At 69.8% G+C, this 18,354-nt stretch carries 16 protein-coding genes; 5 read left to right on the top strand and 11 right to left on the bottom strand.

Going from position 1 to position 18,354, the window contains the following annotated elements:
* Nucleotides 1-18 precede the first annotated feature (18 nt).
* Complete coding sequence (locus FBY28_RS19885) at nt 19-1,440, bottom strand: NAD(P)H-quinone dehydrogenase (protein WP_216847840.1); 1,422 nt, start codon at nt 1,438-1,440, stop codon at nt 19-21.
* Between the two features lie 153 nt (nt 1,441-1,593).
* On the opposite strand from FBY28_RS19885, the gene FBY28_RS19880 reads away from it, so the two are divergent.
* Complete coding sequence (locus FBY28_RS19880) at nt 1,594-2,061, top strand: gamma-glutamylcyclotransferase family protein (RefSeq protein WP_019510088.1); 468 nt, start codon at nt 1,594-1,596, stop codon at nt 2,059-2,061.
* 92 nt (nt 2,062-2,153) lie between these two features.
* Here the strand turns inward: FBY28_RS19880 and FBY28_RS19875 are convergent, their stop codons facing one another.
* Nucleotides 2,154-3,323 carry an amidohydrolase gene (locus tag FBY28_RS19875; protein ID WP_141869034.1) on the bottom strand — a complete coding sequence of 390 codons (1,170 nt, stop codon included), beginning with the start codon at nt 3,321-3,323 and terminating at the stop codon, nt 2,154-2,156.
* Nucleotides 3,320-4,507, bottom strand: a complete 1,188-nt coding sequence (locus tag FBY28_RS19870) for a M20 family metallopeptidase (protein ID WP_141869033.1) — start codon at nt 4,505-4,507, stop codon at nt 3,320-3,322. Before FBY28_RS19870 ends, FBY28_RS19875 begins: the two co-directional genes overlap by 4 nt.
* An 18-nt stretch (nt 4,508-4,525) precedes the next feature.
* Between FBY28_RS19870 and FBY28_RS19865 the strand changes: the two genes are divergently transcribed.
* On the top strand, nt 4,526-5,320 hold the full coding sequence (locus FBY28_RS19865; RefSeq protein ID WP_141869032.1) for a purine-nucleoside phosphorylase: 795 nt from the start codon (nt 4,526-4,528) through the stop codon (nt 5,318-5,320).
* A gap of 16 nt (nt 5,321-5,336) precedes the next feature.
* Here the strand turns inward: FBY28_RS19865 and FBY28_RS19860 are convergent, their stop codons facing one another.
* Nucleotides 5,337-5,882 carry a TetR/AcrR family transcriptional regulator gene (locus FBY28_RS19860; RefSeq protein WP_141869031.1) on the bottom strand — a complete coding sequence of 182 codons (546 nt, stop codon included), beginning with the start codon at nt 5,880-5,882 and terminating at the stop codon, nt 5,337-5,339.
* A gap of 97 nt (nt 5,883-5,979) precedes the next feature.
* Here FBY28_RS19860 and FBY28_RS19855 point away from each other — a divergent pair, with 97 nt between their 5' ends.
* A complete protein-coding gene (locus tag FBY28_RS19855) occupies nt 5,980-7,113 on the top strand; it encodes an FAD-dependent oxidoreductase (protein WP_141869030.1) in 1,134 nt (377 codons plus the stop codon).
* Here FBY28_RS19855 and FBY28_RS19850 read toward each other — a convergent pair.
* Nucleotides 7,110-8,195 carry an AbrB family protein gene (locus tag FBY28_RS19850; RefSeq protein ID WP_216847839.1) on the bottom strand — a complete coding sequence of 362 codons (1,086 nt, stop codon included), beginning with the start codon at nt 8,193-8,195 and terminating at the stop codon, nt 7,110-7,112. The two genes, FBY28_RS19855 and FBY28_RS19850, sit on opposite strands and share 4 nt — an antisense overlap.
* Nucleotides 8,196-8,287: 92 nt before the next feature.
* Between FBY28_RS19850 and FBY28_RS19845 the strand changes: the two genes are divergently transcribed.
* Both FBY28_RS19845 and FBY28_RS19840 read left to right on the top strand, forming a co-directional pair.
* Nucleotides 8,288-8,737 (top strand): MarR family winged helix-turn-helix transcriptional regulator, encoded by a 450-nt coding sequence (locus FBY28_RS19845; RefSeq protein WP_019510095.1) that lies wholly within the window; start codon nt 8,288-8,290, stop codon nt 8,735-8,737.
* On the top strand, nt 8,734-10,332 hold the full coding sequence (locus FBY28_RS19840; protein WP_141869029.1) for a phospho-sugar mutase: 1,599 nt from the start codon (nt 8,734-8,736) through the stop codon (nt 10,330-10,332). The genes FBY28_RS19845 and FBY28_RS19840 overlap by 4 nt, the downstream gene beginning before the upstream one ends.
* On the opposite strand, the gene FBY28_RS19835 is transcribed toward FBY28_RS19840, so the two are convergent.
* The 6 genes from FBY28_RS19835 to FBY28_RS19810 are packed head-to-tail and all read right to left on the bottom strand — an operon-like array spanning nt 10,329 to nt 18,333.
* Nucleotides 10,329-11,213 carry a DMT family transporter gene (locus tag FBY28_RS19835; RefSeq protein WP_216847838.1) on the bottom strand — a complete coding sequence of 295 codons (885 nt, stop codon included), beginning with the start codon at nt 11,211-11,213 and terminating at the stop codon, nt 10,329-10,331. The two genes, FBY28_RS19840 and FBY28_RS19835, sit on opposite strands and share 4 nt — an antisense overlap.
* Nucleotides 11,214-11,233: 20 nt before the next feature.
* On the bottom strand, nt 11,234-12,391 hold the full coding sequence (locus tag FBY28_RS19830; protein ID WP_141869028.1) for an acyl-CoA dehydrogenase family protein: 1,158 nt from the start codon (nt 12,389-12,391) through the stop codon (nt 11,234-11,236).
* 45 nt (nt 12,392-12,436) lie between these two features.
* Nucleotides 12,437-13,843: an aldehyde dehydrogenase family protein gene (locus tag FBY28_RS19825; protein ID WP_141869027.1), complete on the bottom strand. Its 1,407-nt coding sequence runs from the start codon at nt 13,841-13,843 to the stop codon at nt 12,437-12,439.
* A complete protein-coding gene (locus FBY28_RS19820) occupies nt 13,840-15,456 on the bottom strand; it encodes a thiamine pyrophosphate-binding protein (protein WP_141869026.1) in 1,617 nt (538 codons plus the stop codon). Before FBY28_RS19820 ends, FBY28_RS19825 begins: the two co-directional genes overlap by 4 nt.
* Complete coding sequence (locus tag FBY28_RS19815) at nt 15,453-16,265, bottom strand: SDR family oxidoreductase (RefSeq protein WP_216847837.1); 813 nt, start codon at nt 16,263-16,265, stop codon at nt 15,453-15,455. Before FBY28_RS19815 ends, FBY28_RS19820 begins: the two co-directional genes overlap by 4 nt.
* Complete coding sequence (locus FBY28_RS19810; RefSeq protein ID WP_141869024.1) at nt 16,246-18,333, bottom strand: acetate--CoA ligase family protein; 2,088 nt, start codon at nt 18,331-18,333, stop codon at nt 16,246-16,248. Before FBY28_RS19810 ends, FBY28_RS19815 begins: the two co-directional genes overlap by 20 nt.
* Nucleotides 18,334-18,354: the final 21 nt, after the last annotated feature.

The raw sequence follows: 18,354 nt of genomic DNA, 5'->3' as shown, positions 1-18,354 counted from the left end.
GAGACGAGGAACTGACCTTTAGTCGAGATCGTCGTGGGCCATCAGCCGGCGTGCCGCCTCGACGATCGAGCCCGACAGCGACGGGTAGACCGAGAGGGTTTGCGCCAGGTCGGTGACGGTGAGGTTGTTCTGCACCGCCAGCGCGATCGGCAGGATCAGCTCGGAGGCGATCGGCGCGACCACCACACCGCCGATCACCACGCCGGTCGCGGGTCGGCAGAAGATCTTGACGAAGCCGCGGCGCAGCAGCGACATCTTGGCCCGCGCATTGGTGGTCAGCGGCAGCATCAGCGTGCGCGCGGGCACCTCACCGCTGTCGATCTTGGTCTGCGGGACGCCGACGGCCGCGATCTCCGGGCGGGTGAACACCGCGGCCGCCACGGTGCGCAGCCGGATCGGGTTCACCCCCTCGCCGAGTGCGTGGTACATCGCGATGCGGCCCTGCATGGCGGCCACCGACGCCAGCGGCAGCAGTCCCGTGCAGTCACCGGCGGCGTAGATGCCCGGTGCGGTGGTGCGCGAGACCCGGTCGACCTTGAGGTAGTTGCCGGGGCCCAACTCGATACCGACGCGCTCCAGGCCGAGGCCGCTGGTGTTGGGCACCGAGCCGACCGTCATCAGCGCGTGACTGCCCTCGACGGTGCGGCCGTCGGCCATCGCGACCTTGATACCGGTGGCGGTGCGGGTCACCGAGTCGGCGCGGGCGTTCTTCACCAGCTGGACACCGCGTTCGGCGAAGGCCTCCTCCAGCACCGCCGCCGCGTCGGAGTCCTCGTGGGGCAGGATCTGGTCCCGGCTGGCCACCACCGTCACCTTGACGCCGAGCTCGGTGTAGGCGCTGCAGAATTCGGCGCCGGTGACCCCGGATCCGACGATCACCAGATGCTCGGGCAGTTCGGTCAGGTCGTAGAGCTGGCGCCAGTTCAGGATGCGTTCGCCATCGGGGCGGGCATTGGGCAGCACCCGCGGGGTGGCACCTGTCGCGATCAGCACCACATCGCCCTTGAGCACCCCGGTCTTACCGTCGGGCGTGGTGACCTTCACCCGGTGGTGGGCCATCCCTGGGACATCGTCGACCAGCTCGCCGCGGCCCTGGACCACGGTGACGCCGTTGCCGAGCAACTGCGAACCGATATCCGCCGACTGCGAGCGGGCGAGCGTCTTGACCCGGTTGTGGATCTGACCCAACGAGATCTTGGCGTCGTCGATGGCGATGTCGAACCCGAGGCCGTTGGCACGCCGCAGCTCGGTACGCACGCCGGTGGAGGCGATGAACGTCTTGGAGGGCACGCAGTCGAACAGCACACACGCCCCGCCCACGCCGTCACTGTCGACGACGGTGACCTGGGCGGCCTCCGGGCCGCGCGCCGCCGCCACCAGGGCAGCTTCATAGCCGGCCGGTCCACCGCCGATGATCACGATCCTGGTAGGCACGGTCATAACCTAGTCAATCCCGCTCGGCCGCGCTGCCGAGCCCGGCCTTATCCCTCGGGTCGCTTCGCTCGCCCCCGCAAGCGGGAGGTACCCCCAGCCCACCGTGACATTCCCCGGGTCGCTTCGCTCCTGCCCACCGGACCGCTTAAGGTTGGCCCCGTGCCGCTCTACGCCGCTTACGGATCGAACATGCATCCGGAACAGATGCTGCAGCGCGCGCCGCATTCACCGATGGCCGGTACCGGCTGGTTGCACGGATGGCGCCTGACCTTCGGCGGCGAGGACTACAGCTGGGAAGGGTCCCTGGCGACCCTGGTCGAGGACCCCGAGTCCAAGGTGTTCGTCGTGCTCTACGACGTGACCGCGGAGGACGAGGCCAACCTGGACCAGTGGGAGGGCTCCGAGCTGGGCTTCCACAAGAAGATCCGGTGCCGGGTACAACGGCTGTCCTCCGACACCAGCACCGATCCGGTCCTGGCCTGGCTCTATGTGGTGGACGCCTGGGAGGGCGGACTGCCCTCGGCGCGCTATCTCGGGGTGATGGCCGATGCCGCCGAGATCGCCGGGGCCCCGGCCGAGTACGTCCACGACATCCGGACCCGCCCGGCCCGCAACGTCGGACCCTGACTCCGTCGGCCCCTGACGCGTCTGCAATGTTCCGCTGACAGCGTTGTCATGGATATATATCCGTGACAACGCTGTCAGCGGAACATTGCGATCTAGACGAGGCCGGACTGCTCCACCAGATTGACCATGGTGCGCACCCCGACCGCCAGCGCCCGCTCGTCCAGGTCGAAGGTCGGCTGGTGCAGGTCGAGCTGCGGGCCCTGACCCGACCACACACCCAACCGCGCCATCGCCCCCGGCACCTCTTCCAGGTACCAGGAGAAGTCCTCGCCGCCACCGGACTGGTGGGTGTCGGCCAGCGCGTCGGGCCCCAGCGCCTCGATGGCGTGGGTGAAGATGCGGGTGGCCACCTCCTCGTTGACCACCGGCGGCACGCCGCGGCGGTAGTTCACACTGTGCTCCACGGCCAGCGGCGTGAGTAGCGACGAAACAATCTCGCGGACAAGTGCTTCCAGGGTGAGCCAGGTGTCCCGGCTGGCGGTGCGCACGGTGCCCGCCAGCGTGCCGGTCTGCGGGATGGCGTTGGCCGCGACACCGGCGTTGACCGCACCCCACACCATCACGGTGCTCTTACGCGGGTCTATACGCCGCGACAGCACGCCCGGAACACCGGTGATCAGCGTGCCCAGCGCGTAGACCAGGTCCCCGGTCAGATGCGGCCGTGAGGTGTGCCCGCCCGGCGAATGCAGGGTGATCTCGATGGAGTCCGCCGCGGAGGTGATCGGCCCCAGGCGCACCGCGACCTTGCCGACCTCTAACCTCGGATCGCAGTGCAGCGCGAAAATCCGCGCCACCCCGGCGACCGCGCCGGCGGCCACCGCGTCGATCGCCCCACCGGGCATCAGCTCCTCGGCGGGCTGGAAGATCAGCCGCACCCCGACCGGCAGTTCGGGCGCCGACGCCATCGCCAGACCCGCACCGAGCAACACACTGGTGTGCGCGTCGTGCCCGCAGGCGTGTGCGACGCCCGGCACGATCGAGCTGAACGGCAGGCCGGTACGTTCGGCCATCGGCAGCGCATCCATATCGGCACGCAAGGCCACCCGCGGGCGATCCTCGGGACCGAAATCACAGGTCAGCCCGGTACCGCCGGGGAGCACCTTCGGGTTCAACCCGGCATCGGCCAGCCGGGTGGCGACGAACTCGGTGGTCGCGAACTCCTGGCGCCCCAGCTCGGGGTGGGTGTGGATATGGCGCCGCCACGCGACAAGGTCGTCGTGGTGCGCTGCCAGCCAGGCCTCGGTGTGCGCGCGCAGGGTCATGCGTTCTCCCGCCGCTCGGCCCGTGCGGCGAGCACCCTGTCCCGCTCGTCGGCATTCTCGGCCAATGCGACGACGGTGCGCGCCAGCATGATCGCTCCTTCCACGACGGCTTTGTCCGCGCTCGGCCCGACGGCCGCGGCGGTGAATCCGGGCTGGTGCAGCGATGCGCCCCCGGCGTCGATACCTACGACGGGGTGGATACCGGGCAGGCGTTGGGTGACGTTACCCATGTCGGTGCTGCCCAGCGGGAACGCCGCCTCCAGCTCGACCGGCAGCGGATGCCGCCCGGCGCGCAACAGTTCGGACCGGAACACCTCGGAGAGGAACCGGTCGGGCACCAGCGCGTCGTAGGGCGGGGCCGTCTCGCGGATCTCGTGGGTGGCACCGGTGGCGGTCGCCCCCGCCGCGAAGCAGCCGGCCATCCGCTCCTCGAGTGCCTTCAGCGAGGTCATGTCGGTGGCGCGCATGGTGTAGCGCAGCTCGGCGTGACCGGGGATGACGTTGGCGGCCTGCCCGCCCTCGGTGACGATGCCGTGCATCATCTGCCCCGGCGCCAGCTGCTGGCGCAACAGCCCGATGGCCACCTGTGCCACGGTGACCGCATCGGCGGCATTGATCCCGAGGTACGGAGCGACGGCGGCGTGCGATTCCCGGCCGGTGTAGCCGACGGCAACCTCGGATAAGGCCAGCGAGCGTGCCGCCGCGATATCGGCGGGCCCGGGATGCAACATGACCGACGCGGCGATGTCATCGAATGTTCCGGCGTTGAGCAGCAACACCTTTCCGCCACCGGCCTCCTCGGCCGGGGTGCCGATCAGCACCACGGTCAGGCCCAGCTGGTCGGCCACCTCGGCCAACGCCAGGGCGGTGCCCACGGCGGAGGCGGCGATGATGTTGTGTCCGCACGCGTGTCCGATCCCGGGAAGCGCGTCGTACTCGGCACAGATTCCGATGACCAGATCCCCGCCGCCGTATTCGGCACGGAACGCGGTATCGAGCCCGCCGGGGGCATCGAGGACCTCGAAGCCGCGCTCGGCGACCAGCGTGCGGGTCTTGGCGCAGCTGCGGTACTCGGCAAAGGCCAATTCGGGCTCGGCGTGGATATCGTGTGACAGCGCAATCAGGTCGCCGCTGCGGCGATTGACGGCGTCCTCGACGCTCGACGACGCGGTGACCGTGGACATCCTGGCAGTATCTCACTCGTGTCTGATGCTCAGTCGGCCGCCGATGCCGCCGCCCAAGCGATCGGTGAGCGCACCGGTGTGTCCACCCATGATGTCGCCGTCGTGCTCGGGTCGGGGTGGGCGCCCGCGCTGACCTCGCTCGGCGAACCGACCGCGTCGCTACCGATGGCCGACCTGCCGGGTTTCACCCCACCCACGGCGGCCGGGCACAGCGGTCGGGTGCATTCTCTGCGCATCGGTGAACATCGGGTTCTGGTGCTGGTGGGGCGGATTCACGCCTACGAGGGACACGACCTCCGCCATGTCGTGCACCCCGTGCGCACGGCCTGCGCGGCCGGTGTGGGCACGGTCATCCTGACCAACGCCGCCGGCGGGCTGCGCCCCGACATGACCGTCGGCCAGCCGGTGCTGATCTCCGACCACCTCAACCTGACCGCGCGCTCGCCGCTGGTCGGCGCGCAGTTCGTGGACCTCGTCGACGCCTACTCCCCCGCGCTGCGCGCGGTGGCGCGCGATATCGATCCCGGCCTGGCCGAGGGGGTGTACGCCGGCCTGCCCGGCCCGCACTATGAGACGCCCGCGGAGATCCGGATGCTGCGCACGATCGGCGCCGATCTGGTCGGTATGTCGACGGTGCACGAGACCATCGCGGCCAGGGCCGCCGGCGCGGCGGTGCTCGGGATCTCACTGGTGACGAATCTGGCGGCCGGGATGACCGGGCAACCACTGAACCACGACGAGGTGTTGGAGGCGGGCCGGCAGTCGGCAACCAGGATGGGTGCGCTGCTGGCGGCGGTCATCGAGCGGATCTGAACCGACCCGGCGGAGCTCAGCCCACCAGGTAGCGCTGCAACGTCGGCCCGATCCAGCCGACGACGTCGTCGTGACTCATCTGTTGCAGCGGCGGGAACCCGAGGACATAGCGGCACAACGCCATCCCGAGCACCTGGGTGGCGGCCAGGCCGGCGCGCACCGGCGCCTGGGCCGGATCGTCGATGACCTTGCCGATCACCGGCGCCAGCTGCGCCGCGAAGATCGTCCGCATCCGTTCGGCCACCGCCTCGTTGGTGACACCGGCGCGCAGCAGGATGAGCAACGCCTCGTCGCGCTCCCACCGCTCGATGAAATGGACCGCCAGCGCCCTGCCGATATCGGCGATCGGGATGCCGGCCAGATCCGGCAGTTCCAGATCGAACTCGGCTGCGGCGGCGAAGAGGTTCTCCTTGGTGCCGTAATAGCGCATGACCATCGACGGGTCGATGCCTGCGTCGGCCGCGATGGCGCGAATGGTGCCGCGTTCGTAGCCCTCGGCGGCAAAGCGTTCCCTGGCCGCGGCCAAGATCACCGACTTGGTCTCGGATGCCGATCGCCTCATGTCAACGACTGTAGGCCAACGGGTGTTGACATTGCCGCGGCAGGCGCGAATAGTTTGTCAACAACTGTTGGCCAACACTTGTTGACAAGGGGTTCTGATGATCGATGTCCTGATAGCCGGCGCGGGACCGGTCGGGTTGACCGCCGCGATCGTGCTCACCCAGCGGGGCCGCCGCGTCCAGGTGATCGACGACCAGGCAGCGGGCGCCAACACCTCCCGGGCCGCGGTGGTCCACGCTCACACCCTGGAACTGCTCGCCCCCTACGCGGTGTCCCACGACCTGGTGGCCCGGGGCATCCAGGTACCGGCATTCAGCATCCGCGATCGGGACACCACTCTGCTGACGGTGCCGTTCGGCCGTCTTCCGACCCCGTATCCGTACACATTGATGATCCCCCAGGCCGATACCGAAGCCCTGTTGCTCGGACGCCTGGAACAGCTCGGCGGACACGTGCTGCGGCCGGTCGCCCTGACCGACGTCACCCGGCATGGCGATGGCATCACCGCCGTCTGCGCCGACGGCCGAGAGATCCGCGCCCGCTATCTGCTGGGCGCCGACGGTCTGCACAGCACGGTGCGCGAGCGCGCCGGCATCGGGTTCACCGGCAGCACCTATGCCGACGCCTTCGTCCTGGCCGACGTCCGCCTGTCCGGGGGCCTGGGCGCCGAGGAGGTCATTCTCTACTTCTCACCGGCGGGCCTGGTGGTCGTGGCACCGCTACCCCAGGGGCGGCACCGCATCGTGGCCACCGTCGACGAGGCACCGGCCGAACCCGACGCCGCCCTCGTCCAACGCCTCCTGGACGAGCGAGGACCGCAGGCGCAGCCGGCCGTGGTCGAGCAGATCGTCTGGAGTTCGCGTTTCCGCGTGCATCACCGGATCGCCGATACGTTCCGCAGTGACCGGATGCTGTTGGCAGGCGATGCCGCCCACGTGCATTCGCCGGCCGGCGGCCAGGGGATGAATCTGGGTATCGAGGACGCGGTGGCCGCCGGCGAGGCGATCGACCGGGTGCTGGACGGGGCACCGGAGAGCCTGCTCGATGCGTATGCCACCGAGCGCAAGCGCACCGCCGAAGGCGTCATCGCGCTGGCGGGCAGACTCACCGATCTGGCGACGCTGCCACCCGGGCGACGCCGACTCCGCAACACCGCGCTGCGGATGGCCGGCACGCTGCCTGCCGTTCGGCGGGCCGCGGCGTACCGGCTCTCGGGTGTGGATCGGCGCTAGACGTGCGCCACGGAGCGCCGCCTGCCCAGCGCGGCCATCCCCCTGGCCAGGAACGGCGCGGCGAACAGCATCAGCAGGATCCGCACCACCTGGGCCGCGACGATGAAGGTGACGTTGGATCCGGTGTCGACGGCGGTGGCCAGGACCGCGTACACCCCACCGGGGCTGGTCGCGAGGTATCCCTCCAGCAGGCTCAGCCCGGTGAAGTGGGCCAGCAACACACCAAGGCCCGCGGTGGCGACGGTCAGCAGCACGATCAGCGCGAGCGCGGCGGGCAGCGCACGACCCACCGAACGGAGGGAATCTCGGGTGAACGCCACCCCGGCCTGCCACCCGATCAGCAGGTAGCCGAGTTGGACGAGCACGACGGGAACGGTCAGGCCGAACGAGTAGCCGCTGAGCTCGAGGCCGACGGTCAGCGCCAGCGGTCCGAGCAGGCCCGCGCCCGGTAGCCGGATCAACCTACCGACCAGCACACCGACGATGATCAGCGCCACCATGATCGCAACGCTGAGATACCAAGGCGCCGCACTGGTTTCGCCGACCGGAGACACGCCCGGATGCGACTTGTCGGCGTGGAAGATCAACGTCACCACCACCGGCATGGACGCCGTCACCACCCCGACCCGCAGATATTGCACCACTGAGACGACGCGTTCGTCACCGCCGAGCTCCCTGGCGATCGCGACCAGGCCGGAGGCTCCGCCGGCCGTCAGCGCCAGCGACCCCGTCAGTGGGCTGATATCTCGGCGCAGCCCCAACAACGCCCCTGCCAGCACGCTCAGGGCCAGTGTCGCGACCACGATCGCCAGGACCACCGGCCAGTCCGGACCGAGGGCGGCCGCGGCGTCCGGGGAGACCATCGTCCCGATGTAGACACCGAGGACACCCTGGGCGGCCACGCCTGCCCGACGCGGTATCCCGGCGGGAGCGAATGACGTCAACGCCAAGCCGATACCGACGACCAGTGCGGCGAACAGCGCCGCCGACGGGACGCCGAGGGCGGTGAAGCCCACGGTCACTCCGACGCTGACCACCGCCAGCACCAGCCATTTCGCCGTCGAACGCAGCGCCTCAGCCAACCCGCCACCTCCTCATATAGCAAGTATGAACTTGCTATATGAGGATCGCAAACAGCGTATAGACCAAAAATTGATCAGGTATAACTTGGTTTATGAGTGCTTCCGACGGCACCGCCGCGACGGAGTTACGCGAGTCGGTGATGGCCGTGGCCCGCCAGCTGCGTCGCCATCGACCCGACCATGGCCTCACCCTGAGCCAGATGCAGGTGCTGGCCGAGGTGACCCGCACCGGGGCGGCCACCCCCGCCGAACTGGCCGCCCGGATGCATGTGCGGGTGCAGTCACTGACCGACAGCATCAACGGACTGGTCACCGCGGGCCTTGCCTCGCGACGGACCGACGACGGCGACCGCAGAAGGCAACTGGTGGAGCTGACCGAGGCCGGAGCACGGCTGCTGGCCACCGATCGTGCCGAACGCGATGCCTGGTTGCACCGCTCGATGCGGGAGAACCTCACCGATCTGGAATTCGACCTGCTGATGCTGGTGGCCCCGGTACTGCGCAAGCTGGCCGATGCCGAACCGGGCACAATCGGGGCATGACACAGCCGCAGGACTGGATCGCCCACGACCCGGATCCGGTCACCGCAGCCGAGCTGTCCGCCTGCGATGATGCCGAGCTCGCCCGCCGGTTCGCCCACCCGCTGACCTTCGGCACCGCGGGCCTGCGCGGGCCCGTGCGGGGCGGACCGGATGCCATGAACCTGGCGGTCGTGCTGCGCACCACCTGGGCGTTGGCGCAGGTACTCAAGGACCGTTCCGCGCAAGCGGCTATCGCCTCCGGCCTGGGCGGATCGCCGGTCGTCGTGGGCCGCGACGCCAGGCACGGCTCCGAGCAGTTCGCCATCGCCGCAGCCGAAGTGCTTGCCGCCGAGGGATTCTCCGTCATCCATCTGTACACACCGGCACCGACACCGGTGGTGGCGTTCGCAGTCCGCAGGCTCGGCGCGGCCGCCGGGGTGCAGATCACCGCATCGCACAACCCGGCCGCCGACAACGGCTACAAGGTGTACGGCGACGGCGGGATGCAGATCATCTCGCCCACCGATCGCGAGATCGAGTCCACCGTCGCCCGCGCCCCGCATGCCGACGAGATACCCCGTACTCCGGTGCAGCCCGCCGGCGCCGACCTGATCACCGCATACCTCGAGCAGGCCGCGAAGGTGCGGCGCGCGGCCGGCTCGGTCCGCGTGGCATTGACCCCGCTGCACGGCGTGGGGGGCGAATTCGCGCTGGACGCACTGGCGTTGGCGGGTATCGACGATGTGCACATCGTCGATACGCAGTTCGCGCCGGATCCGGACTTCCCCACCGTCGCCTTCCCCAATCCCGAGGAGCCCGGCGCCACCGACCGCCTGTTGGCACTCGCCGCCGACGTACAAGCCGATATAGCGATCGCGCTGGACCCCGATGCGGATCGGTGTGCCGTCGGTATCCCGACACCCAGCGGCTGGCGCATGCTCAGTGGTGACGAAACCGGTTGGCTGTTAGGGGATTATCTTCTTTCTCGGCATCCCGCACCGGACCAGGCACTGGTCGCCAGCACCGTGGTGTCCTCACGCATGCTCGCGGCCATCGCCGAGGGTTACGGTGCCCGGCACGCCGAGACGCTGACCGGGTTCAAATGGCTGGCGCGGGCGGGCACCGGACTGATCTACGCCTACGAAGAGGCCATCGGGCACTGCGTGGACCCGGACACCGTGCGGGACAAGGACGGAATCAGCGCCGCGGTGCTGGCGTGCGACCTGGTGACCGCCCTGCGGGCGCAGGGGCGTACCCCATACGACGCGCTCGACGACCTTGCCCGTCGCTGCGGTGTGCACCTGACGCTGGCCGTCTCCCGGCGCGTCGATGACGCCGACGCCGCGATGGCCCGGCTGCGGGCCGATCCGCCCGCCGAGCTCGCGGGCGTGCCGGTCACCGTCGAGGATCTGGACCTGCGCCGCGGCCAGCAGCGCACCGACGCGTTGGTCTTCACCGGCGACGGGGTGCGCGTGGTGGTGCGACCATCGGGTACCGAGCCGAAGCTGAAGTCCTATATCGAGATTCGCCGGCCGCGTACCGATGATCTGGCCACGGCCCGCGCGGAGGCCGCGGCGCTGGGTGCCGCGGTGCGCTCGGTCGTCGAGCGGTTCTAGACACCGCGGGTCACCCTGGGCAGTGCCGCGCACGCCGCGAGCACAATGCCCACGCCGGCCCACTGCGGCAGGGTCAACCGCTCGCCGAGCAGGGCCGCCGCCAACAGGATGGCGATCACCGGCTCGAGCAGACCCAGCAGACTGACCGGCACCGAGCCGAGACGGCGGACCGCATACAACGCTCCCCCGATCCCGATCGGGATGAGGATCAGGCCCTGGGAGATCACCGCAGCCCAGCCGCCTGCGCCGATCACGAAGTCGGCATGGGTCACCGCGGCCACCACCCCGACCGACACCGCCGAACCGAGTGTCACCAGAGCCGTCGCGGTCACCGCATCGACGCGATGCACCCACCGCTCCCCGCAGACGAAGTAGCCGGCGTATCCGGCGGCGCTGATCACCGCCAGCCCCACGCCCACCGGTTCCGCGACACCGGCCGCCGTGCCTGCGACCAACGCGATGCCGACGCAGAGCACCGCGCACACGGTGACGACCGCGCGGGAGACCGGCCGGCGGGTCTGCCACCACACCAGGGCGATCACGAACACCGGATACACGTGGATGACGATGACCGCCAGCTGCGCACCGGTCCGTTCGATGGCGGCGAAGTACGCCAGGATCTGTGCGCCGAACAATGGCCCGCAGACCGCGAACAGCCCGAGCGCCGGGCCGCGGGGCAATGCCCGCAACCGGTGGGTCAGCGCGCAGAAGGCCAGCAGCGCCGCGGCGCCGACGAATCCCCGCAACGTGACGAGCACGCTGGGGGATACGCCGCCGCCGAAGGCCATGATCGCGACGATGGGGGTGATGCCGTAGCACAGCGCCGAGGCGATCCCGGCTCCCCAGGCAGACTCCGCGGACCGGGCCGCGATGGTGGGCACCGGATGAGAGGGGCCCGCGCTCAAAGGTGACGTGAGATGACGAGCCGCATGATGTCGGAGGTGCCCTCTTCGATCTCCTCGAGCTTGGCATCGCGCATCCACTGTTCGACGGGGTACTCCCGGGAGTAGCCCCACCCGCCGAGCGTTTGCACCGCGGCATGGGTGACGAACATGGCCGTTTCGGACGCCGTCAGCTTCGCGATCGCCGCGAGCCGGGTTGCCGGAGCGCCGGAGTCCAGTGCGCGTGCGGCCGAGAGCACCGCCAACCGTGACGTCTCGATGCGCGAGGCCATCTCGGCCAGCCGGAACGCGACCGCCTGATGTTCGATGATGGGCTTGCCGAACTGGCGGCGGGTGCGCGCGTAGTCCAGCGCGTACTCGTAGGCCGCCCTGGACGCGCCGACAGCGGCGGCACCGAGCACGGTGCGCGAGATGTCGAACGTCTCCATCAAACCGTAGAAGCCCTGGCCCTCGTCCCCCAGTCGGTTCTCTTCGGGCACGAAGACGTTGTCGAAGAACAACTCCCGGCAGACGATCGCGCGCTGACCCATCTTGCGCATCGGCTCGCCCCAACTGAACCCGGGCGTGTCCTTGGTCAGCAGGAAGGCGGTCACACCGCGGGAGCGTTCGTTGCGGTCGGTCTTGGCGAACACCACGTAGTAGTCGGCGGCACCGGCGTTGGAGATCCAGGCCTTCTGTCCGTTGATGTGATATCCGCCGTCGGTGCGGGTCGCGGTGGTGATGATGGACGCGGCGTCGGAGCCGGATTCCGGTTCGGTGGTCGCCAGCGCGGTCATCACCGGGGTCGTGCCGGTCAGGGGCCGCAGCCACTTCTGCTTCTGTTCCTCGGTGCCCAGCGCCATCAGCGGGTCCGAGAAGAACCCGTTGGAGCACACCAGGTTTCCGATACCCGGATCACCCCAGCACAGCTCTTCCTGCACCAGGCACTGGGTGAAGACGTCGGTGAAGCCACCACCGCCGTACTGTTCGGCGATCATGAAGTCGGTGATGCCGACCGCGGCAGCCTTGGCGAAGATGTCGACCGGGGTGTGCACATCGGCCTCGTCGACCTCGCGGCCGCGTGGCCGGATCTCCTTCTCGGCGAAGTCGCGGCAGAGTTTGACGATCTCGCGCTGCTCGTCGGTGAGCGGCCAGGGCTCGAACGTGTTGTTGGACATGATGTTCCTTTCGTCGAAGATAGGGGAAGCCTGCACAAGCAGCGGTCAGCGTTGAACCGCGGTGTACTCGATGAATTCGTCGATGCCGAGTCGGCCGAGTTCACGGCCCAGCCCGGATTCCTTCCAGCCGCCGAACGGCGCTAGCGGGTTGAAGTCGGCTCCGTTGATGTCCACCTGACCGGTATCGAGGCGGGCCGCCAGTGCCATGGCCCGGTCCTCGTCACCGGACCAGACCGCTCCGGCGAGCCCGTACCGGCTGTCGTTGGCGGCCTCGACGGCGTCGTCGTCACCGTCGTGCGGCAGGACCACCAGCACCGGACCGAAGACCTCGTCGCGCGCGATGGGATCGTTGCGGTCGACATCGCCGAGCACGATCGGCCGGATGTAGTGGCCGCGATCGGCAATGCGGCCGGTGTGCCCGGCGATCCGCTGCGCGCCACGGGCGCATGCGTCGTCGACCATGGTGGCCACGGTCTCACGCTGGCGCGCCGAGATCAGCGGCCCCAGTTGTGTTCCCGTGGCTCGTGGATCGCCGACGACCAGCGTCTCGGCCTGCGCGGCGGCGATGGCCACGGCCTGCGCGTACCGCATGCGTGGTACCAGCAGCCGGGTCCAGGCGCTGCACGTCTGCCCGCTGTTGAAGGTGGCCGAGTCCACGGTGGCGGTGACGGCCGCCTCCAGATCGGCGTCCTCGCAGACGATGCTGGCCGATTTGCCGCCCAACTCCAGGCACGCGCGCGCGATGCGCCGACCGGCGGTCTCGGCGACGCTCCGCCCCACGGCGGTCGACCCGGTGAACGACACCACGTCGATCAGCGGATGTTCGACGATCGCGCCACCGACCACTGTGCCCGCGCCGGGAACCAGGTTGAGCACTCCGTCGGGCACCCCCGCGGCGGTCGCGGCGGCGCAGAACAGGTAGGTGCTCAAGGGTGTCAGTTCGGCGGGCTTGATCACCGTCGTGCATCCCGCGGCCAGTGCGGCGCCGACCTTGGCCGCCAACTGGTAGAGCGGATAGTTCCATGGGGTGATGCAGCCGACGACGCCGGTGGGTCGGCGCAGGATCGTCGAGTTACCGATCCGGGTGGTGGCGGGCTGCTCCCGGATCAGATTCTCGAACCCGGCGATGATCTCGATCGCCAGGTCGACATGGGCGGCCTCGGCGACCGCCAGCGGGGCACCCACCTCGGCGACGGTGGCGTCGATCAGGGTGTCCCGGATGGCCACCAGTTCACGGCGCAACGCCGCCAGCATGTCGCCGCGGGCCCCATGCGAGGTTGTGCCCCACTGCCGAGCACGTCGGTGGGCGGCCTCGGCGGCGGCATCGACATCGGCCGCGGTACCCACCGCCGCCGAACCGATGACCTGTTCGGTCGCCGGGTCGCACACCGGCCGGGTGTCGCGACGCTGCCACCGACCGTCGATGAGCACCGCATCGTAGAAATAGTTCATGCGGCGGGCGCTCCGACCCGCACGTGGATGACGGTGGGCCGGTCCCGGTGCAGCGCCTCGGTGACGGCCGCGGTCAGTCCGGACACCGAGTCCAGGGCTTGTCCATGACAGCCCAGTGCCCTTGCCAGCGCGGCGAAGTCGGGGCTGTCGATGTCCACGGCGTGCGCGGTGTCGCCACGGTCGATCATCTCGTCGCGGATCTCGCCGTAGCCACCGTTGTCGGCGATCACGATCGGCAGAGGCAGGCCCGCCTGCGCGGCGGCAGCGAGTTCGGCGATGGTGAACATGACGCCACCGTCGCCGAGCAGTGCGACCACCTGACGTTGCGGGGCGCCGATTTTCGCCCCGATGGCCGCGGGCAGACCGTAGCCCAGGGTGCCGAGGCCGGTCGGGTACAGGAACGACCGCGGTTGCTGCAGGGCGATATTGGACAGCGCGCCGTAGTAGCACACCATGGCGCTGTCCCCGGCGATCACCGCGGTGTCGTCCAACGCCGCCGACAATGCCTCGCACAGCTCCAGATAGGCCGCGCCCTCGCGACGCGCGTCGGCGCGCAACAGCTCCCGCCAGTGCGCGGCTCGGTCCCGGCCATCGCCACGGTCCGGCATGTCCGTCAGCGCATCGACCACGTGGCGCAGCGTCTCCGCCGCGTCGCCGACCAGCGCGGCGGCCGGAACGATATTGGTCAGCACCGCGGTGGGATCGATGTCCACCCGGATCACGGTGCTGTCCGCGGCGATGGGCCCCCACCACCAATCCGAGGGCGCCAGCTCGGTACCGACCGCCAGGATCACATCGGCATCGGCCACCAATGCACTGACCGTCGGATGTTGGACGCCGGCACCCAGCGCGAGCGGATGCGATTCGGGCAGAACACCTTTGCCGTTGGTGGTGGTGATGACCGGGGCCGCCAGCCGGGTGGCGATCGCGGTGACCTCCTCGGATGCCGCACTGGCACCGCCACCGACGATCAGCAACGGACGGGCCGAACCGGAGAGCAGTTCGACGGCCGCCCGGATGGATTCCGCTGCCGGGCGCACCGGGAGCGCGGGAACCGACACCGGTGCGCTGTCACCGGCATCGGCATCCAGCAGATCCAGCGGGATCTCCAGGTACGCCGGCCGGGGACGGCCGGCGGTCATCGCGGCGAAGCACTGGGCGACGGCCAGCGGAATCTCTGCCGCACTGGTCACCCGTTGGGCGTGGCCGACGACGGCGGCCATCGCCTGGAACTGATCCCTGACCTCGTGCAGATAGCCGTTGCCCAGCCCCGGATGCCCGACCGGCAGCCCGGGAGCGATGAACAGCACCGGAATGGAGTCCGAATATGCCTGTGCCGCAGCGGCTGCGGCGTTGAGGATGGCCGGACCGGTGGTCGTGATGACGACACCGGGCCGTCCGGTGACCCGGGCGTAGCCGTCGGCGGCGTAACCCGCACCCTGTTCGTGGCGGGGCAGGACATGGGTGATGCCACTGCCGTGCAGGCCGGCGTAGATGGGCAGGTTGTGCGTTCCGGGGATGCCGAAGACGGTGTCGACGCCGTGGTGGCGCAGCGCCGCGACGAGCGCGGTTCCCCCGCTGCGCGGGGTGTCGGTTGTGTGGTCGGTGCTCATGCGTCCTTCTCCGGGTCGGTGTAGATGGACTTGCCAAGCCACTGGCCGCCGTCGACGACCAGGACTTCGCCGGTGACGTAGTCGGCGCGCCGGCTGAGCAGGAATGCCGCGGACTCGGCGATCTCCTCGGGTGCGGCGAACCGGGCGGCCGGCACGCTGTCCAGGACGTGGGCGCGGGCTTTGTCGTTGGGCCACAGGGCCGCCCCGGCCCCGGCGGTCTCGGTGGGTCCGGGGGCGATGCAGTTGATCCGTACGCCGCGAGCGGCCCATTCGACGGCCAGGGTGCGGCTCATGGCCACCACGCCGGCCTTGGCGGCGGCGCTGTGCACGGTGCCGGGGTGGCCGTGCCAGGCGTAGGTGGCGATGACGTTGAGGATGGAGCCCGATCCGGCGGCCAGCATGTGGGTCGCAGCGGCCCGGGTGCAGTGGAACGTCCCGTTGAGCACGATGTCGATCACCGCCTTGAACCCGCCGGGTGACAACACTTCACCAGGTACGACGAAGTTGCCCGCGGCGTTGTTGACCAAGGCATCCAGCCTGCCGGTGCGTGCCACGAGGGCGTCGACGGTATCGGTGACCGCGGCGTGGTCACGAACATCGCAGGATTCCAACGCGATACCGGTGCCGCCGGCCTGTTCCACGAGGGCGACGGTCTCGGCGAGTGCCTCCTCACGGCGGCCGAGGACGGCCACCGTCCCGCCCGCGGCGCCCCAGCGCACCGCGATGGCCCGGCCGATGCCGGATCCCCCGCCGGTCACCAGCGCGACCCGCCCGCTGAATTCGGTGCGGCTATCGACCAGGGTGTTCACAGACAAGTTCCTTTTCGTCGGAGGTGGTCGAGATGACGAGGGCATCGACGGCGAGCGCGCCGGTGGGAGCCACCCGAACGGGATTGATCTCGATTTCGGTGATATCGCCACGGGCGGCGGCCAACTCGGAGACGGCGACCACCACGTCGGCCAGTGCCGCCGTGTCGACGGCAGGTTTGCCGCGCCAGCCGTCGAGCAGGGCCGCGCATTGCAGCCTGCGCAACATGTCGTGCGCGGTGGCCGTGTCCACCGGGGCCAGCTCAAGGGCGACGTCTCGGTAGAGCTCGGCTTCGGTGCCGCCGGCGCCGACGACCACGACGGCACCGAGGTCGGGGTCGCGGCGTGCGCCGACCAGCACCTCGACCACGTCGCGTCGGGTGTCGAGTTCCTCGATCACGTAGTCACCGGCACCGAGCCGGCCCGCCATCTCCGCGAAGGCGTCGGCGAGTTGTTGTGGTGTCGCCAGACCGACTCGCACGCCACCCATTTCGCTCTTGTGTTCCAGCCAGCCCGCCTTGAGCACGTACGGCGCGCTCAGCCGGACGCAGGCGGCGGGCAGATCGTCGGCCGACCGCACGATCTCGGCGGCCGGGAATGCGATGCCGGCGGAGGCGAGCAGATCGCGTGCGCCGGGGTAACCGGGGTGCAGGTCCGCAGTGGTGGCACTCGGCGTGACGGCCGGCAGCGGGCGGGGGTTGCGGTGCAATCGCCGGGCGTGGCTCAACGCCCGCAGCGCCGTGTCGATACCCGCGTAGACCGGGACACCGTTTTCGGACAACGCATCGACGGCCACGGTATCGGTGGACATGCTGTGCACCACAAGGGGTTTACCGCTGCGCTTGGCAATGTCCCCGAGACGCGCACAGACCTGCAGCTCGCGGTCGACCAGCGACGCCGCATCCGCACCGTAGGTGCCGAAGTAGCCGGTGAGCACCAACGCATCGATATCCGGCGAACCCAGCAGCAATTCGGTGACCTCGGCATAGGAGAACAGATCCTGCTCGCCGGCACCGGCCAGGTCGACGGGGTTGCTCACCGCCGCCCCGGCCGGCAGGCGGTGGCCGAGCTCGTTCTGCAGATCGGTGGCGAGTTCGGGGATCTCGAGCTGCGCGGCGGCGGCCACATCGGCGGCGATCCCGGTCTGACCGCCGCTGTCACCGACGATGGCGACCCGGTTGCCCTCCGGCAGCATGCCGCTGAGCAGCACCCTGGCCACGTCGATCAGCTCGGTGGGGGTGGCGACCCGCACCGCGGCGGCGGCCCGCGCGGCCGCGTCGACGATATCGGTGCCCGAGGTCAGTGATCCGGTGTGCGAACGCGCCAGCCGGCTGCTGGCAGCGCTGGCTCCGACGGTCAGCAGGAGTACGTGCTTGCCGGCCGACCGCAGCGCGGCGAGCGCGGCCACGATGTCCCGCCCGCCGGCGAAGCTCTCCAGGTACAGCGCCACGACCCGGGTGGTGTCGTCCTGCACGAGGTCGGCCAGCACATCCACGGCACGCACATCGGACTGGTTACCGATCGAGTAGAACCGCGAAATACCAAGGCCGGCACGGGCTGCCAGAATCGCGATCTCGGAGCCGAGCTGCCCGCTCTGGGAAACCACGGCGATCGCACCCGGGGCGAAGTCGCCCCATGCGAGGTGCAGATCGGTGCCGGCGTCGTAGAGGCCGAGACTGTTCATCCCGATCAGCCGCGCACCCGAGGCGCGGACCCGTGCCGCCAGCGCGGCCTCGTCGGGCACCCCCGCGGTGATGCCGAGGAATCCCCGCACACCCAGCGCCAACCCCTCGTCGACGATCGCGCCGACGTGCGCGGCGGGCACGCACAGCGCCACCAGCTCGGGCACGGCGGGCAGATCACCAAGGCTCGCATGGGTTTCGGTGTCCAGCACCGGCCGACCGGATGCGTTGACCAGATAGACATCGCGGCGCGCTGCTCCGCGCAGGGCGCCGCGAGCCAGCCAGTGCCCCCATTTGGCCGGGTCGGCGCTGGCGCCCACGACCGCGACGGAGGCCGGGTCGTGAAAGACGGTCAACCCGGTACCGGGCCGTGGACTGTCCTCGGGCATGACGTGTGCTCCTGGGTTTCG

It is taken from the genome of Arthrobacter sp. SLBN-53, from assembly GCF_006715585.1.
Lineage (GTDB): Bacteria > Actinomycetota > Actinomycetes > Mycobacteriales > Mycobacteriaceae > Mycobacterium > Mycobacterium neoaurum_A.
This window is presented reverse-complemented; position numbering and strand designations above follow the sequence as displayed.